General features: G+C 62.4%; 13 protein-coding genes. 3 read left to right on the top strand and 10 right to left on the bottom strand.

Annotation, left to right across the window (positions count from 1 at the left end):
* Positions 1-179: 179 nt before the first annotated feature.
* Both V1273_RS28395 and nagA read right to left on the bottom strand, forming a co-directional pair.
* Positions 180-1382 carry an aspartate kinase gene (locus V1273_RS28395; RefSeq protein ID WP_334364678.1) on the bottom strand — a complete coding sequence of 401 codons (1203 nt, stop codon included), beginning with the start codon at positions 1380-1382 and terminating at the stop codon, positions 180-182.
* Entirely contained in the window at positions 1383-2570 is a 1188-nt protein-coding gene (gene nagA / locus V1273_RS28400; RefSeq protein ID WP_334412280.1) for an N-acetylglucosamine-6-phosphate deacetylase, read from the bottom strand.
* 111 nt (positions 2571-2681) lie between these two features.
* Between nagA and V1273_RS28405 the strand changes: the two genes are divergently transcribed.
* From V1273_RS28405 to V1273_RS28415, 3 genes are read left to right on the top strand one after another with little or no spacing between them, the layout of a single operon-like run.
* Positions 2682-3620, top strand: coding sequence for a BadF/BadG/BcrA/BcrD ATPase family protein (locus tag V1273_RS28405; RefSeq protein ID WP_334411610.1), 939 nt, complete (start codon positions 2682-2684; stop codon positions 3618-3620).
* 19 nt (positions 3621-3639) lie between these two features.
* A complete protein-coding gene (locus V1273_RS28410) occupies positions 3640-4596 on the top strand; it encodes an N-acetylmuramic acid 6-phosphate etherase (protein ID WP_334364681.1) in 957 nt (318 codons plus the stop codon).
* A gap of 11 nt (positions 4597-4607) precedes the next feature.
* Positions 4608-5606, top strand: a complete 999-nt coding sequence (locus tag V1273_RS28415) for an SIS domain-containing protein (RefSeq protein WP_334364682.1) — start codon at positions 4608-4610, stop codon at positions 5604-5606.
* Positions 5607-5725: 119 nt separating this feature from the next.
* On the opposite strand, the gene V1273_RS28420 is transcribed toward V1273_RS28415, so the two are convergent.
* From V1273_RS28420 to V1273_RS28455, 8 genes are all read right to left on the bottom strand, one after another.
* Entirely contained in the window at positions 5726-6880 is a 1155-nt protein-coding gene (locus tag V1273_RS28420; protein ID WP_334380680.1) for an alpha/beta fold hydrolase, read from the bottom strand.
* A 58-nt stretch (positions 6881-6938) separates the two neighbouring features.
* Positions 6939-8327: a DUF4403 family protein gene (locus tag V1273_RS28425; RefSeq protein ID WP_334411611.1), complete on the bottom strand. Its 1389-nt coding sequence runs from the start codon at positions 8325-8327 to the stop codon at positions 6939-6941.
* Between the two features lie 522 nt (positions 8328-8849).
* Positions 8850-9764 (bottom strand): CbbX protein, encoded by a 915-nt coding sequence (gene cbbX / locus V1273_RS28430; RefSeq protein WP_334364685.1) that lies wholly within the window; start codon positions 9762-9764, stop codon positions 8850-8852.
* Positions 9765-9894: 130 nt separating this feature from the next.
* Positions 9895-10314, bottom strand: a complete 420-nt coding sequence (locus tag V1273_RS28435; RefSeq protein ID WP_334364686.1) for a ribulose bisphosphate carboxylase small subunit — start codon at positions 10312-10314, stop codon at positions 9895-9897.
* 12 nt (positions 10315-10326) lie between these two features.
* Positions 10327-11787 carry a form I ribulose bisphosphate carboxylase large subunit gene (locus V1273_RS28440; RefSeq protein ID WP_334369011.1) on the bottom strand — a complete coding sequence of 487 codons (1461 nt, stop codon included), beginning with the start codon at positions 11785-11787 and terminating at the stop codon, positions 10327-10329.
* Between the two features lie 55 nt (positions 11788-11842).
* Positions 11843-12928, bottom strand: coding sequence for a class II fructose-bisphosphate aldolase (gene fba / locus V1273_RS28445; protein WP_334364687.1), 1086 nt, complete (start codon positions 12926-12928; stop codon positions 11843-11845).
* Between the two features lie 33 nt (positions 12929-12961).
* The gene (tkt, locus tag V1273_RS28450; protein WP_334364688.1) at positions 12962-14998 is read right to left on the bottom strand and encodes a transketolase; all 2037 of its coding nucleotides are present in this window, start codon (positions 14996-14998) and stop codon (positions 12962-12964) included.
* A complete protein-coding gene (locus tag V1273_RS28455; protein WP_334364689.1) occupies positions 14995-15870 on the bottom strand; it encodes a phosphoribulokinase in 876 nt (291 codons plus the stop codon). Before V1273_RS28455 ends, tkt begins: the two co-directional genes overlap by 4 nt.
* Positions 15871-15875 lie beyond the last annotated feature (5 nt).

The following is a 15875-nucleotide window of genomic DNA, read 5'->3' on the forward strand; positions in this document are numbered from 1 at the left end:
GCGCGGACCGCACCAGCTTCGCACCAGAAACGATCTGGCCAGAACGCAATGAACAGGATCAATCTCCGACGAAAATGCAGGAAAATCAACGATCGCGTTGTTTGTCCTCCCGCTTATACCAGTCCGGTTGCAGGTCGAGTCCTGCCGGGCCCACCAGCGATCCCCGCCGCTTCTCGAAACTATGTTTGCTGGACAAGGGAATGCAACGCCTTGACCGCGGCCTCCCGGTTCTCCACAGGGACAAACAGACTGACCGAATGCGGCGACAACACGTAGTTGTCGGGGACGATCCCGTGATGTCCGAGAACCTGCAACGCCTTGAACGGCAATTCCGACGAAACGCCACCGAAGCAGGTGAGACTCACCGAGCTCGAAGCCTCGCGCAGTTTGCGCAGACCCTTGCTTGCCTCCAGCGTGCGCAGCAGGGCGTCGAGCCACTCCGAATCACAGGCCACGGTCATGCTGGTTTTTCCCGCGGTGAAGTGTGATGCCAGGAGCTGCGGCCAGGACAGGCTGTTTTGCTTGAGATGCTGCGCGAATTTCTCGAATCCGTGATTGAGATCTTTGGAATCGATTTCCACATGCTCAATGCGAGCCATCGAGTTGACGGCCAGAACCCTTCCGTTTTCCATGTCTGCAACCCCTTTCGTCACTTGCGTGCTGTGTTCAACGCCGCCCCACTGCTTGAGAACCAGAGGCACATCCTGACTTTGCGCCAGCTCTACGCTGCGAAAATGCAGGATCTTTGCACCCCAGAAGCACATCTCGGACAGGGATGCGAAGTCCACTCGCCGCAGCGGCCTTGCATCCGGCACGATGCGCGGATCGGCCGAACAAATTCCGTCGACTTCTTTGATGATTTCACAGCGTTCGGCCTTCAACGCCGCAGCCATCGCAACGGCCGTGGTGTCGCTGCCGCCCCGGCCAAGCGTGGTGATTTCCCGGGTCGCCGGGTTCACGCCCTGAAATCCTGCAAGCACTACGACGCGTCCGCGATCAAGCTCCTCACGCACTCGAATGGGCCGTACATCCAGAATGCGTGCGGAGGAATGGGAGCCGTCGGTCATCACGCCGGCCTGGCTGCCGGTGAAGCTGATCGCGGGCACGCCGAGATCGGAAAGCGCCATGCTCATCAGGGACATGCTGATGCGCTCGCCGGTCGTTAGCAGCATGTCGAGTTCACGGCGATTGGGTGTCGGGCTTACCTGATAAGCCATCTGGATCAATTGGTCGGTGGTCTTGCCCATTGCGGAGACGATCGCCACGACACGATGACCACGGCCATGCAGGTCGGCGAGACTGCGCGCAACCGCGCGAATTTTCTCCGGTGTTTCTAGGCAGACACCGCCATATTTTTGCACGATGATGGGATGGTTGCGCATCTAACCTCGGTGAGAAGCCTCGCTCGCCTCGCCCATCGAACCGACACCGCCAATCCATGTGCCGACGACTTCAAAATTCGGATTGAAGGCGACAAGGTCCGCGCGGTATCCGGGCGCGATCCGTCCAAGCTCGGACTCAAGGCCCAGAAATGCCGCTGATGTCCGCGAGGCCATGATGAGGGCATCGACAAGGGAGATTCCGAGCAGCGCAACAGCGTTGCGCACCGCCTCGATCATGGTGAGGTGAGCGCCCGCGAGCGTGCCATCGGGGCCAGTCAGGCGATTTTTGTGCAACGTGATCTGCCTTCCTTGCAGCATGAATTGCCGGTCGTTCGTGCCCGCCAGTGGCATGGCATCGGTGACCAGCATCAATCGATCGCGCCCCTTGCAGCGGAAAGCAATACGCAAACCGGTGCGGTCAACGTGGATGCCGTCGCAGATGATCCCTGCAAACAGCCGGTCATCCCCAAGCGCCGCGCCCACCAAACCCGGCTCCCGGGCGTTCAACTGCGACATGGCATTGAACAGATGGGTGACCCCCGAGATACCGCGATCGACCACCTGCCCGATTTCGGCTGCGGTGGCGTCGCTGTGGCCGGCCGCGATACGCAATCCGGCGCCGATCAATTCATCGATCATGGACGCGGGCACGCATTCCGGGGCCAAGGTCACAATGGAGCGGCCGCGGCCCCCAAAACTTTTGATCGCGGCGAGATCGCGCCGATCGGGCACGCGTATCTCGGCTTCCGGATGAATGCCCTTGCGAGACCTGTTGAGGGCCGGTCCTTCCAGATGAAAGCCGAGAACGCCGGAAATCTTCAGACAAGCCTGGGCGACTGCAGCCAATCGCTCGATGACCTCGCTGCGATCGGTGATGAGGGTCGGCAAGCAGCCCGTGGTCCCCGCCTTGCGGTGCGCCTCGACGATGCGTCGAACGCCAGCCTCCGTCGGCTGGTCGTTGAGAAGAACGCCCCCGCCTCCGTTCACCTGGATGTCGATGAATCCGGGTGCAAGGATCGCGTCTGCGGGAAGACGGATTGAGGCGCGCGCCTCCGCCTCGCCGAAGGTGACGCTTTCAATCCGCCCCTGCGAGATCCTGACCGACCCCGGCCCGCGCATCTCGGCACCATCAAAGATGTGCTGCGCGGCAATGGTGAGAGAGGAAGAACCTGCGTGGCCCATCAGCATTGATCCGACAATGGTAGTCACGGACTCGTGAGACGAGTCCCGTACAAGACTTCATATGTACACCAAGGCGCTTTGGGAGGACCCGGAGCGAAACCTTCGCGTTAACTTTCCATGGGAACAAAGGATACCACGTATCTCGGCATTGATGGCGGCGGAACCCGCTGCCGCGCCCGGATCGAGGACGAAAACGGCAGGGTACTCGGTGCAGCAAGCTCGGGACCTGCCACGACGCGGATTGGCTTCGAGAAGGCCTGGCGGTCCATCATGGAGGCCACTGAAGCGACAGCCGCACAGGCCGGACTGACGCACGAGGATTTCGCGCGGATGCACGCCGGAATTGGCCTTGCCGGTCTTGGTCGCCGGGGTGCGGAAGCGGCACTCAACAAGATCGCGCATCCCTTTGCCTCCGTCATCTTCATCAGCGACGGCCTGGCGGCCTGTCTCGGCGCCCATAGCGGCGCGGACGGGGCCATCGTGGTAGCCGGCACAGGCTCGGTGGGTGTCGGCCTCATCGATGGCCGCGAAATCCGTATCGCCGGTTACGGCTTTCCCGTGTCGGATGAAGGCAGCGGTGCCGATATCGGCCTGCAGGTTGTTCGACTGGCGTTGCGGGCCGCGGATCGACGCGGCGAGCTGACCCCATTGCTTTCAGAGGTGCTGGGCGCATTCGATCATGATCCTTATCAGGCGGTGGCCTGGTCTGAAGAAGCCAGGGCCACAGACTACGCTGCGTTCGCGCCGATCGTGATGCGGCACGCCAATCAGGGCGATCCGGTCGGCCGACGCATTGTGGAACGCGCGGCCGATGCCATTGGCGATCTGCTCGATCTGTTTCTGGCGAGAGGAATTGACCGGCTCTCGCTGGTGGGCGGGCTCGCGGATGCCATTACGCCGTGGCTGACGCCCGACCTGCGTGCCCGCCTGAGGTGTCCCGACGCCGACGCGGCGGCCGGCGCGTTACTGGTTGCGCGAGGGCGGCTTGACCTGCCCAAGAGAGAACTGCCCGAGAGAGAAGCTGACCAGGAACAGGCTTCAAAGTTCCGCGTTTGATGGCGCATGGATCAACGATATGGCCACCGAAGAAGTCGATCCCCGCTTTGCCGATCTTGATGCATGGCCGCTGACGTCAGCGATGGAAGCGATGTGGGAGGGCCAGCTTGCGGCAGTCGCGGCGATCGGCCATGCCCTTCCCGCGATCACCGCGGCGACCGAAGCGGCCAAGGCGGCGCTGGGCGATCGCGGACGCATTGTGTATGTCGGCGCCGGCACCTCGGGCCGCGTGGCGGTCCAGGACGGTGCCGAGCTGATGCCGACCTTCGCCTGGCCCAACGAGCGCGTCCGCTTCATCGTCGCCGGCGGAGACAGCGCGTTCGTCAGCAGCATCGAGGGCGCGGAGGATGATGTCGATGATGCGGTCACGCAGATCAATGCCGCGCGGCTCACAGCGCACGACGTGGTGATCGCCGTTGCCGCCAGCGGAACGACGCCATTCACGGTCGCGGCGCTGCAGCAGGCAGGCTCTTTCGGTGTAGTGACGATCGGTGTCGCCAACAATCCCGGCACCGTATTGCTGGCATCGGCAAAGTTTCCGATCTTGATCGAGACCGGCCGCGAGCTGATCGCCGGCTCCACGCGGATGAAGGCGGGCACCGCACAGAAGATTGTGCTCAACCTGATCTCCTCAGGGATCATGCTGCGCCTTGGCCGGGTGTATCGTGGCATGATGGTGAACATGCAGCCGACCAATGCCAAACTGAAGCGGCGCGCCGAGGCCATGGTGGCGCAAATCGCGCACTGTGATCCGTCGCACGCGGCACGCTCGCTTGAGCAGGCCGAGGGAGACATCAAGACGGCAGGCCTTCTGGCGTTGGGTCTCGACAGGGTTGATGCCGAGACCATTCTGAAAAGCTGTGACGGCAACCTTCGGCGCGTGTTTGCCGAGCTCGCCAAGGATCACAACAAGGATCGCAACCGGCATCCCAAGGAAGCGGCGCCACGCAAGCAAGGCGGAGCGGTTGAGCCGTGACGACATCCGCGATGGCGAGCGAAATCGGCGAAAGCGCGGACGTTGTCGCCAAAATCGTTCGTAACCGCCCCGCCACCCGCGACATCGCGCAGCGGATCGGGATTAGCTCTGCCCCCCTGTGCGTCGTGTGCGGCCGGGGAAGCTCTGGGCATGCCGGGGTTTTCTTGAGGTACCTTGTCGAGACGCGGCTTCGCCTTGCCGTTTCAGCCAGCGCTCCTTCGGTGATCACGGCATTTCGCACGCCCTTGATGCTGCGCCATGCGCTGTTCATCGTGATCTCCCAATCCGGGCGCAGCCCGGATCTTGTCGCGGCGACGAGGTCGGCGCGCGCCGCGGGCGCCCGCACCATCGCCATCGTCAATGCGACGCCCTCGCCGGTGGCCGACGAAGCGGAGTTCGTCGTTCCGATCGGAGCCGGCCAAGAGCACTCCGTAGCGGCGACCAAGACCGTGATTGGCTCGATGGCTGCTAGCGCCGAACTTGTTGCCGAACTGGCGGAAGATCGTGCGCTGCGGTCGGCCCTCGACAGGCTGCCCGAGCGCCTGCACCGCGCGCTGGCGCTCGACTGGTCCGAGATTGCCGATGATCTAGCCAAGGCATCAGCCGTGTTTGTGGCGGCGCGGGGCTTGGGCCTGGGCTCGGCGCGGGAGATCGCGCTCAAACTTTCGGAAATCCTGCGCCTGCCTTCCATTGGTCTCAGCGCCGCCGAGCTGCAGCATGGGCCGCGCGCCGCGTTATCATCGCGCACGCCGGTCGTCATGATGCGCCTCATGGATGAAACGGCGGCCACGGTGGACGCGCTGGCAGAAGAGTTGCGCGAGCAAAAGATCGCGCTGCATCTATGCGGCGGACCGCATGGCTCGCTGCCCTGGTTGGCCGAGGATGACCCCGCCACCGACCCGATCACTATGCTCGTTCCGGCCTATCGGATGATCGAGCAGGCGGCGCGCGCCTGCGGATTTGATCCCGATCGTCCCCCTCGCCTGAGCAAGATTACCGAGACGTTTTGACAGCAACTGATCGCTGGCTGGCGACCGAAGCCGGGCACCGCCGCACGCTACAGGTGAAGTCGAAGCTGTTACGCCCATCGAGCAGATAGACGATTCGTTCGTAGCTCTATGGACAAGCTCTATCTGACGCAATTGTCCGGAGGTATTTTCCCGGCAAAGCGGTCAGTCATCCAGTTCACCGCCGCCATCGTGCTCGCTTGCGCGGCGCGCGCGTGGCCGATACCGGACAGCATGACCATCCTCACCTTGCTGCCGGCCTTGCACAGCTTGTCCATGTAGACCTGGGTGACCGCGGGCTGGATGATCTGGTCGTTGGTCCCCTGCGCTAGAAAGATGGGGATATCAGGAGAGAGCACGCCGGTGCTGTTCTGTTGAAGAAGCGAGCGCCAAGGTTCGGCCTTGGTCGGATCTTGCACCGTCAGGAAATATTGCTCGAGCGGCCTCCCTGTTCTCTGCCTGACGATCAGGTCGAAAGGCCCTTCGATGCATTCTTGCGCCAGCCTGTCGATCGCGGGCATGGCGCGCGGATCGATGACGTTGTCGATGACGGCTCCGTAGACGCGGTGCCACGACCATAGCGTCATCGCCGTGATGTTCTTGCCGCCGATCGAGTTGATATCGTCGCTCATCAGCTTTGCGAGGTCGGTTGCCGGCGCCGCAGCAGCGACGCCGAGAAGCCTCAGCTCAGGGGCGTAAGCCTTTGCCATCATCCCGGCGAAGAGCGCGGCTTGCCCGCCTTGCGAATGTCCCCACACTGTGAAGTCCTTGCCCTCGCCTGCGCGGGGAAGGGAGCGTGCCGCGCGCACGATATCGATCACGGCGCGACCTTCGCTCTCACCAACCAGATAAGGATGCGGGCCCGGCGTGCCGAGCCCCGGATAATCAGTCGCCGCCACGACGAAGCCACGAGAGATCATCGAGCGAAGGCCCTGGATCTGCTGAAACAGAAAAATGGCAAGCGACGGCGCGCAGCGCGGGACGATACCCGATGTAGGATGTGCCCAAGCAACGATCGGACGACCGCCTGGCGGGGGCGCGCCTTGCGGAACAACGACGACGCCGGACACAAAGATCGGCCGACCATTCAGCCCCGTCGACCGATAGAGCACGCGATAGGTGGAGGCGCCGAGCGGAGCGCCATCCATCGGATCCTGCCGCACCAAGGTCCCCGGGGCACCGGCGAGCAACGATTCCGGCGCATCATAGAATGCCGTCTGGGCCGACGCTATTCGCGCCAAGCCAAAGATAGCCGCGGCGACGAGCGCCTTCGGCATCCATTTGCCCCGCCAGCGGCCAACGGAATTGAAGCATCGCATGGTCCAACCCACGTGCTCACAGTCCGTAAAGTATCTTCAGACCGCCGCTGGCATGAAGGGCAATCAGGATGCCTTCGCGCAGCAACTGCACCTTTTCGAGCCTTGCCGAGTCGAGGTGGCCCTCCATGCGAAAGCCCTCCTTCAGCGGGCGCGTCAGGCGTTCGTTCGCCGCCATGAGCAGGTTCTGGTAGGAGATGCCGTAGTCGAGATTAGCGACATTCCTCAATTGCGCCGCTAGCTGTTGCACGGCAGATCCAATCTGGCTGTCGTCTGATGAAGTTGTCAGGTCGATTTCGGAGAGGCCGACGGTCTTATTGTTCGTATCGACTTTTGGCGTGGTGGAGAGATAGGTCCATTGGCCCGCGCTAGAATCGGTATCCGAGCTCTTTGCAATACGCAGGCCGATCACAAGTTTACCCGACGACGGATAAACCTGAACCTCGCGCACGGACGTGTCCTGCGCCGGCAAGGCTGTGATCGCCTGGCTTATCTTGTCCTTGAGCGTGTCGTAGTTGATGCGGACGGGAAGAATGACATCGAAGGTGCCCGGCTCGGCCACCGCGGTGCCGAGCGGCGGAAGCGCCGTTGCCGCGACAGCCGGCGGCTGCTGCCCGATTACGGTTTCGGCGGAACCGGCAAGCTCAAGCGATCCCCACAATAGCTTGGCATTGGCGCGGACACCCGCGAAAGCAGCGCTCTGCGGGGTCACTTGCAGCCAGGCCGGCGGATCGTCCGCGAGCTTGATGGGTTCAAACGCGTGACGCCACGCCGTCTCCGCCTTGCCGTGCAGGTCGAGTGCGCGCGCCGCCGCCAGCGCCCGCGACCGGATGTGGCCCAACTGCGTCCGGATGTTGGGCTCGACGTAGGGTGCAAGGTCAAACTCGCGGCCGAGCACGTGAAGGTAGGGATGTTCGCTCCAGTGGAAGGAGTCACTGATGTTTAGCTGGAGCGACCCGTCCCGCCGCAGCTCGGGGCGCGCTTCAACCTCGATCGTCGCGCGCGCCTCGGTGTCGCCGCGAATACGCGCCGTGAAGCGATTGGCTCCCTGGCCCTCGGCGGCGCCATATATAGAGACCGCTCCGAAGACGCGGTCGCCCCGACCATACAGCGAGACCGGGCTAGTCCGGTCGACAAAACCCCAGACGTCGCAATTGGCGTTGATGCGGAAGATGAAAACACGACGATGAACGCAATTGACGCGCTCGTCGATGGTGGCAAGCCGCTTTGGAATATCCCGCTCGATCGCCGCAGCGAGAGCCGGCAGGCCGAACTCGACCGTCGCAGAGATGCGCGAAGTCGTTACGAGCGGCGTTGCTGCGTCCGGGCTCAGCGCCGGCTTATCGGCGCCGAACGCGATCGACGGGAGCGCCCCAAGAGCGAGCGCGGCCAGGCGGGCTATGCCCATGCGTGATCTATTCGCGATCGAATCGTATTGCGACTGATATGTGCGTGACGGATGAGTCATTTTAGTGCTCCAGTTTCAGGAAAAACCAGAACCACAGTCGAAACTCAGTGCGCTCGCTAGCAACAAGGCCCTATGCGTTAGGGCTTCACGAATGGCGGAAGCTGTTTCACGATCCGGCTCGGCAAGCTGGCAGCTCCCGCGATCTCCAAGATCGAGCTACCTCCATCCTGTCCGTTTTCGACAAGTGTTGGGCGGATCCGACCCCACCAGCTCGAGAACCTCAAAGCCAACTTCGCATTGAACGCCCGACGTCTCGCAAGAGAAGCAACAAATCATGCAAAACGATGGCCTTGCAACCCCTCCGTGTTACCGCACCAGTTTCGCACCAGAAACGGCCTCGACAAAGCGCAACGAACCCGGCTGAAATCGACCGAAACCACAGGACGGTCAATGAAACTGACCTATATCTTCCCGCTCATGACGGTCTGGCTGCTGGTTCGATCCTGAACGCGCGATCGCGCTTCACGCCGAGCCAGCCACCGGCTTGTCCTTCAGAAAGACCCGGCTGGCGAGCACGTCTGACGCCTCCAGCGACATGATGTCGTCAGCCGTCAGCACGCGATCGAGATCGGCGACGAGACGATTGGCCTGGCGCAGGCGCATGCGGTCGAGCGCGTTTCGGATCGAGCGCGCGTTGGAGAACAGCGGCTGGGTCTTGCGCAGCGCGATGTAGCGGATGAACGCTTCGCGCGCGTCGGCGCTGAATTTGTAGTTCATGTCGCGCAGTATCAGCTCGGCGATGGCAAGCAATTCAGGCTCGGAATAGTCCGGAAAATCGATGTGATGGGCAATGCGGGAGCGGAAGCCGGGATTGCTGGCGAAGAATTTATCCATTCGATCGCCGTAACCGGCGAGAATCACCACGAGATCCTCGCGCTGGGATTCCATCACCTGCAGCAGGATCTCGATCGCCTCCTGACCGTAATCGCGTTCGTTGTCGGGCCGGTGGAGATAATAGGCTTCGTCGATGAAAAGCACGCCGCCCATCGCCTTCTTCAGCACCTCCTTGGTCTTGGGCGCGGTGTGGCCGATATATTGTCCAACCAGCTCATCGCGGGTAACCGACACCACCTGGCCGCGCCGCACGAAACCGAGCCTGTGGAGAATGCTCGCGATCCGCAGCGCCACCGTGGTCTTGCCGGTGCCGGGATTGCCGGTGAACGACATGTGCAATGTCGGCACCTCCGACGTCAGATCAAGCCGCTTGCGGATACGTTCGATCAGCAAGAGCGATGCGATTTCGCGGATACGGGTTTTGACGGGCACTAGCCCGATCAACTCGCGGTCGAGCTGCGTGAGGATTTCCTCAATGCCGACGGCTTCGAGCTCCTCGCGGAGGTTGACCGTGTCTGTCATGTCGGCGGTACCCATGTCCATCTGGCAAACCTCGACGCAATGCATGCGCGGTCGGAAAAAACTCCGTCGCCGCTTCAGAGCGACGGAGCAGTGTATCCGGCAGACGCGGCACGATGAGGGAGAACACTCGTCTGTCGGACCGAACCAGTGACTAACCGTAGCGCCGGCCCTCCGGACGGTCGGCGGCGTATGATTTGGTCGTATAGCGGATGTTGCGGCCGGCAACTTCGTGCCGCTCGAGGCGGAAGCCGGGTTCCTCCTTCGGTCGGTTGACGATGAAGGACAGCCGTACCGATTCCCAGCCGTGACTGGAATCGAATGCCGACAGGCGGATGTAGCTGTTACCATACACCTTGCGACATTGGTTCAGCTCCATCATCACGCCGGCGGCGTCGCGGAGGTCGAACATCGGCAATCCCCACATTTCCCAGAAATTGTTGCGGGGATGCGGATCGTCGGTGAATTCGATGTTCACCGCCCATCCGTTCTCCAGGCAGTATTGCACCTGGCGCGAGATCTGCTCGTCGGTGAGATCGGGCAGAAACGAGAAGCAGCCTTGGGTAATGCGCATGATTTCCGCTCCTTACATCGCAACGCTGGGCGTGGGCACGTAGTCTGGTGTGTCGGTCGATTCGTAGTTGAAGGTGACGTCCTTCCAGACCTCCAGCGCCGATTTCAACGGCGTACAGGTCTCTGCTGCCTTGGCGAGAATCTCAGGACCCTCGTGCAGATAGTCGCGGCCTTCATTGCGCGCGAGGATCATGGCTTCCAACGCCACGCGGTTGGCGGTCGCGCCGGCCTGAATGCCCATCGGATGGCCGATCGTGCCGCCACCAAACTGCAGGATCACGTCTTCGCCGAGATGATCGAGCAGTTGATGCATCTGGCCTGCGTGAATGCCGCCGGACGCGACCGGCATCAGCTTGTTGAGGCTGGCCCAATGCTGGTCGAAGAACACGCCGTGCTCCAACCGCATCGGATTGTAGTCCTCGCGGCAGATGTCGTAATAGCCGCGCGTGGTCGCCGGATCGCCCTCGAGCTTGCCGACCACGGTGCCGGCATGGATGTGATCGACGCCCGCAAGCCGCATCCATTTCGCGATCACCCGGAACGAGACCCCGTGATTGCGCTGCCGCGTATAGGTCGAGTGCCCGGCACGATGCAGATGCAGGATCATGTCATTGCGACGCGCCCACTTGGCCATCGACTGGATCGCGGTGTAGCCGATCACGAGATCGATCATGATGATGACCGAGCCGAGTTCCTTGGCAAACTCGGCGCGCTCGTACATGTCTTCCATGGTGCCGGCGGTGACGTTGAGATAGGTGCCCTTGATCTCGCCGGTCGCCGCCTGCGCCTTGTTGACCGCCTCCATGCAATACAGAAACCGCTCGCGCCAATGCATGAACGGCTGCGAGTTGATGTTCTCGTCGTCCTTGGTGAAATCGAGCCCGCCTTTCAGGGCCTCGTACACCACGCGCCCGTAGTTGCGCCCGGATAGGCCGAGCTTCGGCTTCACCGTGGCGCCGAGCAGCGGCCGGCCAAACTTATCCATACGCTCGCGCTCGACCACGATGCCTGTCGCAGGCCCCTGGAACGTCTTCACGTAGGCCACCGGCAGCCGCATGTCCTCGAGCCGCAATGCCTTCAGCGGCTTGAAGCCGAACACGTTGCCGATGATCGAGGCCGAGAGGTTGGCAATCGACCCGGGCTCGAACAGGTCGAGGTCGTAGGCGATATAGGCAAAATACTGTCCCTGCGAATTCGGGACGGGATCGACGCGAAAGCATTTGGCGCGGTATTTCTCCGCCGCCGTCAGCCGGTCGGTCCACACCACGGTCCAGGTCGCGGTCGAGGATTCACCGGCGACTGCCGCCGACGCCTCGATCGGATCGACCCCGTCCTGCGGCGTGACGCGGAACAGCGCGATGATGTCGGTGTCCTTGGGCTCGTAGTCGGGCTCCCAATAGCCCATCTTCTTGTATTCGAGGACGCCGGATTTATAGCGATCCTTGCCGCGGACAGTCATCGAGTGCATGTTCATGTCGCTCTCCTTCGGTGGTGTGCGGCGGTTGGCCGGGATCGAACGCGTCGTCAGCTCATTCGGCGGCATCGGCTATTTCTCCGATTTGTGGATCGAGTGCACCCGAACGGTAGCGTCGCGCCATCTCGGCCAATGGGATGACCTTGATGTGGGACGCATGCCCCGCCGTGCCGAATTGCTCGAAGCGTTCGCGGCAAAGATCGCGCAGGCCATCCATCGCCGGTTTCAGAAATTTGCGCGGGTCGAACTCGTTCCTGCTCTGCGTTGCGACCTTGCGGAACGCCGCGGTCATCGCCAACCGGCAGTCGGTATCGATGTTGACCTTTCGGACACCGTGCTTGATGCCGCGGACGATTTCCTCGACCGGCACGCCCCAGGTCTGCGGCATCTCGCCGCCGAACTGGTTGAATGCGTCCTGCAGCGGCTGCGGCACCGAGGACGAGCCGTGCATCACCAGATGCGTATTGGGCAGCCGGTGATGGATTTCCTCGACCACCCTCATGGCAAGAATGTCACCGTCCGGCTTGCGCGAAAATTTGTAGGCGCCGTGCGAAGTCCCCATCGCAATCGCCAGCGCATCGACCTTGGTAGCGCGAACGAAGTCGACCGCCTGATCCGGATCGGTCAGCAACTGGTCGTGGCTGACCTCGCCTTCGACGCCGTGACCGTCCTCCTGCTCGCCGCCGCCATGCTCCAGTGAGCCGAGCACGCCCAGTTCGCCTTCGACCGAAGCGCCGATCCAGTGCGCCATGTCAACCACGCGGCGGGTGATGTCGACGTTGTACTGATAGCTCGCCGGGGTCTTGGCATCGGCCATCAGCGAGCCGTCCATCATCACCGAAGTGAAGCCGTGCTGCAGCGCGGTGGCGCAGGTCGACTCCTCGTTGCCGTGGTCCTGGTGCAGACAGAGCGGGATCTGCGGATACATCTCTTCCAGCGCCTCGATCATCTTTGCCAGCATGATATCGTTGGCGTAAGAGCGCGCGCCCCGCGAGGCCTGGATGATGACGGGCGCATCGACAGCAGCCGCCGCCTCCATGATGGCAAGGCCCTGCTCCATGTTGTTGATGTTGAATGCCGGCACGCCATAGCCACGCTCGGCGGCATGATCCAGTAATTGCCTCAGCGTTATCAGCGCCATCGCAGCCTCCGTCCCATTGCTCTCGTGTTTTCGTCATGCCCAGGTTGCCGTCATTCTTGACCGCGCGATGCAGCGCATAGCCGCTATGGCGACGGCGTTCGCGGTAATGCCGAATTCGCGATAGAGTGTTTCCGCCGGCGCTGATGCGCCAAAGCCGGTCATACCGACGAATTCGCCACCGTCGCCGAGCCAGCGCGCCCAGTCGCCCTCGACCGCGGCTTCGACCCCGATCCGCGGGGCATCTCCAAGAACCTCCGCCCGGTACTCGTGCGACTGCTGACGGAACAACTCGAAGCACGGGGCCGAGACGACGGCCGCGCGAACATTATCCATTGCGAGCGCTTTCGCAGCCTCGATGGCGATCGAGACTTCCGACCCGGTCGCAATCAGCGAGACATCGCGTCCGCCCTCCGGCTCAACGACGACATAGGCGCCCCGCGCGACCAGATTGTCACCACCGTCCTCGCGGAAGGCAGGCAGCGCTTGCCGCGACAGACACAGCACGGACGGACTGGCCTGCGCCCGCAGCGCGCAGTCCCACGCCTCGGCGGTCTCGATGGCATCACCCGGTCGGAAGACCAGCAGATTGGGGATCGCCCGAAGCGATGCCAGATGTTCGACCGGCTGGTGGGTGGGGCCATCCTCGCCCAGCCCGATGGAGTCGTGCGTCATCACATGGATGACACGAATGTTCATCAGCGCCGCTAGCCGGATCGCCGGACGGCTATAGTCGGCGAAGCTGAGGAACGTACCGCCATAGGGGATGAAGCCGCCATGCAGCGCGATGCCGTTCATCGCCGCCGCCATGGCATGCTCGCGGACGCCATAGTGAATATAGCTGCCTGCAAATGAACCGGGCTGCACCGGCCGCTGGGTCCTGGCCCGCGTCAGGTTGGAATGCGTGAGATCCGCCGAGCCACCGAGCAGATTGGGCAGCGCCTCGGCGATTGCATCAATCACGCGCTGCGACGCCTGCCGGGTGGCAATATTCGGTCGCTCAGTCGCGAAGTCATCGCGCAGCTTTGTCATTGCTTGCGCATAGCTGCACGGCAGGTTGCGATTCAGCGCATCGTGAAATGGCGAACGGGAATCCGAACTCAGACGCTTGGTCCGTTCGATCCAGCAGCGGCGGGCGGCATGCCCGCGGCGGCCTGCCTGACGCCACTGCGCGAGGATGGCTTCCGGGATCTCGAACGGCGCGTGCGGCCAGTTCAGCGCATCGCGGGTTTTGGCGGCTTCTTCGCCACCCAGCGGCGCGCCATGGACTTTCTCGGTTCCCTGACGGTTCGGCGCGCCGAAGCCGATGATCGTGCGGCAGGCAATCAGCGACGGCCGGTCGCTGTTGCGCGCCCGCTCGATCGCGGCCGCGATCGCTTCGGGATCGTGGCCGTCGATTCGGCTGGCCGACCACCCCGCCGCCTTGAACCGTGCGAGCTGATCATCCGAGCATGACAGTGACGTGGCGCCGTCGATCGAGATTTCGTTGTCATCGAACAGCACGATCAGACGATTGAGCCTGAGATGCCCGGCCAGCGAGATCGCCTCGTGGCTGATCCCCTCCATCAGGCAGCCGTCGCTCGCGATTACGTAGGTGAAATGATCGACGCAGTCGTCGCCGAAGCGGGCGTTCATCAGCCGCTCGGCCAGCGCCATACCGACGGCCGTGGCAATGCCCTGCCCGAGAGGTCCGGTGGTCGTCTCAACGCCCTCCGTATGGCCATATTCGGGGTGTCCCGGTGTCTTCGACGCCCACTGGCGGAAGGCCCTGAGTTCGTCCAGCGTCATGCCTTCGTACCCGGTGAGGTGCAGAAGCGCATACAGCAGCATCGAGCCATGGCCGGCCGACAACACGAAGCGGTCGCGATCCGGCCACGCCGGGTCCAAGGGATCGAACTTGAGGAAGCGCGAAAACAGAACGGTCGCGACGTCAGCCATGCCCATCGGCATGCCCGGATGACCGGACTTCGCCTTTTCAACAGCGTCGATCGCCAGGAAGCGTATGGCGTTCGCCATCTCTGCGTGTGACAGATCCGGGCGGCTGGCTATGCGGGACAGAGCGGGAGCGTTCATATCGTGCGCCTCTTGCGTTCCATCAGTTGCAGGATCAGTGGGGTGAGGATGAGCTGCATCGCCAGATCGAGCTTTGCCCCGTGGATCACGATCGAATTGGCGCGCGACATGAAGCTGTGCGGAATCATCGACAGCAGATAGGGAAAATCGATGCCGCGAGGATTCTTGAGACGGATCACCACCATCGATTCGTCGGGCGTCGGAATCCACCGCGCGATGAACGGGTTCGACGTATCGACGGTCGGCACGCGCTGGAAATTGATGTCGGTCTCGGCGAACTGCGGACAGATGTAATTCACATAATCCGGCATTCGCCGCAGGATGGTGTCGGTCACCGCTTCAGCGGTATAGCCGCGATCGCGACGATCGCGATGCAGCTTCTGGATCCATTCCAGGTTGATCACCGGCACGACGCCGATCTTGAGATCGGCATGCTGCGCCACGTTGACCTTTTCGGTCACGACCGCGCCGTGCAACCCTTCGTAAAACAGCAGGTCGGAGCCTGCCGGCAGTTGGTCCCACTCGGTGAATGTTCCCGGTTTGGCGCCATACAGCCTCGCCTCTTCGTCGTCGTGAACGTAATGACGCGTCATTCCGGTGCCGGATTCACCGTAGTCGCGAAACACTTTTTCGAGCTCTTCGAACAAGTTGGTTTCCGGACTGAAATGGCTGAAGTGCTTGTTTCCGCGCTCGGCCTCCTCCAGCATTTTGCTGCGCATCTCGAAACGATTGTAACGATGGAAGGCATCGCCTTCGATGTAGGCCGCGACCACTTTTTCGCGGCGGAAGATCTGCTCGAACGTCTTCTTCACCGACGTGGTGCCGGCGCCCGACGAACCCGTAATCGATATGATGGGATGAGCCCGCGACATCGTGA

Source organism: Bradyrhizobium sp. AZCC 1721 (assembly GCF_036924715.1).
Taxonomy (GTDB): domain Bacteria; phylum Pseudomonadota; class Alphaproteobacteria; order Rhizobiales; family Xanthobacteraceae; genus Bradyrhizobium.

Excerpts from the sequence above, each read along its gene's own strand:
- V1273_RS28395 (WP_334364678.1), bottom strand. The coding sequence starts at position 1,382 with ATGCGCAACCATCCCATCATCGTGCAAAAATATGGCGGTGTCTGCCTA.
- nagA (WP_334412280.1), bottom strand. The coding sequence starts at position 2,570 with ATGCTGATGGGCCACGCAGGTTCTTCCTCTCTCACCATTGCCGCGCAG.
- V1273_RS28405 (WP_334411610.1), top strand. The coding sequence starts at position 2,682 with ATGGGAACAAAGGATACCACGTATCTCGGCATTGATGGCGGCGGAACC.
- V1273_RS28410 (WP_334364681.1), top strand. The coding sequence starts at position 3,640 with ATGGCCACCGAAGAAGTCGATCCCCGCTTTGCCGATCTTGATGCATGG.
- V1273_RS28415 (WP_334364682.1), top strand. The coding sequence starts at position 4,608 with ATGGCGAGCGAAATCGGCGAAAGCGCGGACGTTGTCGCCAAAATCGTT.
- V1273_RS28420 (WP_334380680.1), bottom strand. The coding sequence starts at position 6,880 with ATGCCGAAGGCGCTCGTCGCCGCGGCTATCTTTGGCTTGGCGCGAATA.
- V1273_RS28425 (WP_334411611.1), bottom strand. The coding sequence starts at position 8,327 with ATGGGCATAGCCCGCCTGGCCGCGCTCGCTCTTGGGGCGCTCCCGTCG.
- cbbX (WP_334364685.1), bottom strand. The coding sequence starts at position 9,764 with ATGGACATGGGTACCGCCGACATGACAGACACGGTCAACCTCCGCGAG.
- V1273_RS28435 (WP_334364686.1), bottom strand. The coding sequence starts at position 10,314 with ATGCGCATTACCCAAGGCTGCTTCTCGTTTCTGCCCGATCTCACCGAC.
- V1273_RS28440 (WP_334369011.1), bottom strand. The coding sequence starts at position 11,787 with ATGAACATGCACTCGATGACTGTCCGCGGCAAGGATCGCTATAAATCC.
- fba (WP_334364687.1), bottom strand. The coding sequence starts at position 12,928 with ATGGCGCTGATAACGCTGAGGCAATTACTGGATCATGCCGCCGAGCGT.
- tkt (WP_334364688.1), bottom strand. The coding sequence starts at position 14,998 with ATGAACGCTCCCGCTCTGTCCCGCATAGCCAGCCGCCCGGATCTGTCA.
- V1273_RS28455 (WP_334364689.1), bottom strand. The coding sequence starts at position 15,870 with ATGTCGCGGGCTCATCCCATCATATCGATTACGGGTTCGTCGGGCGCC.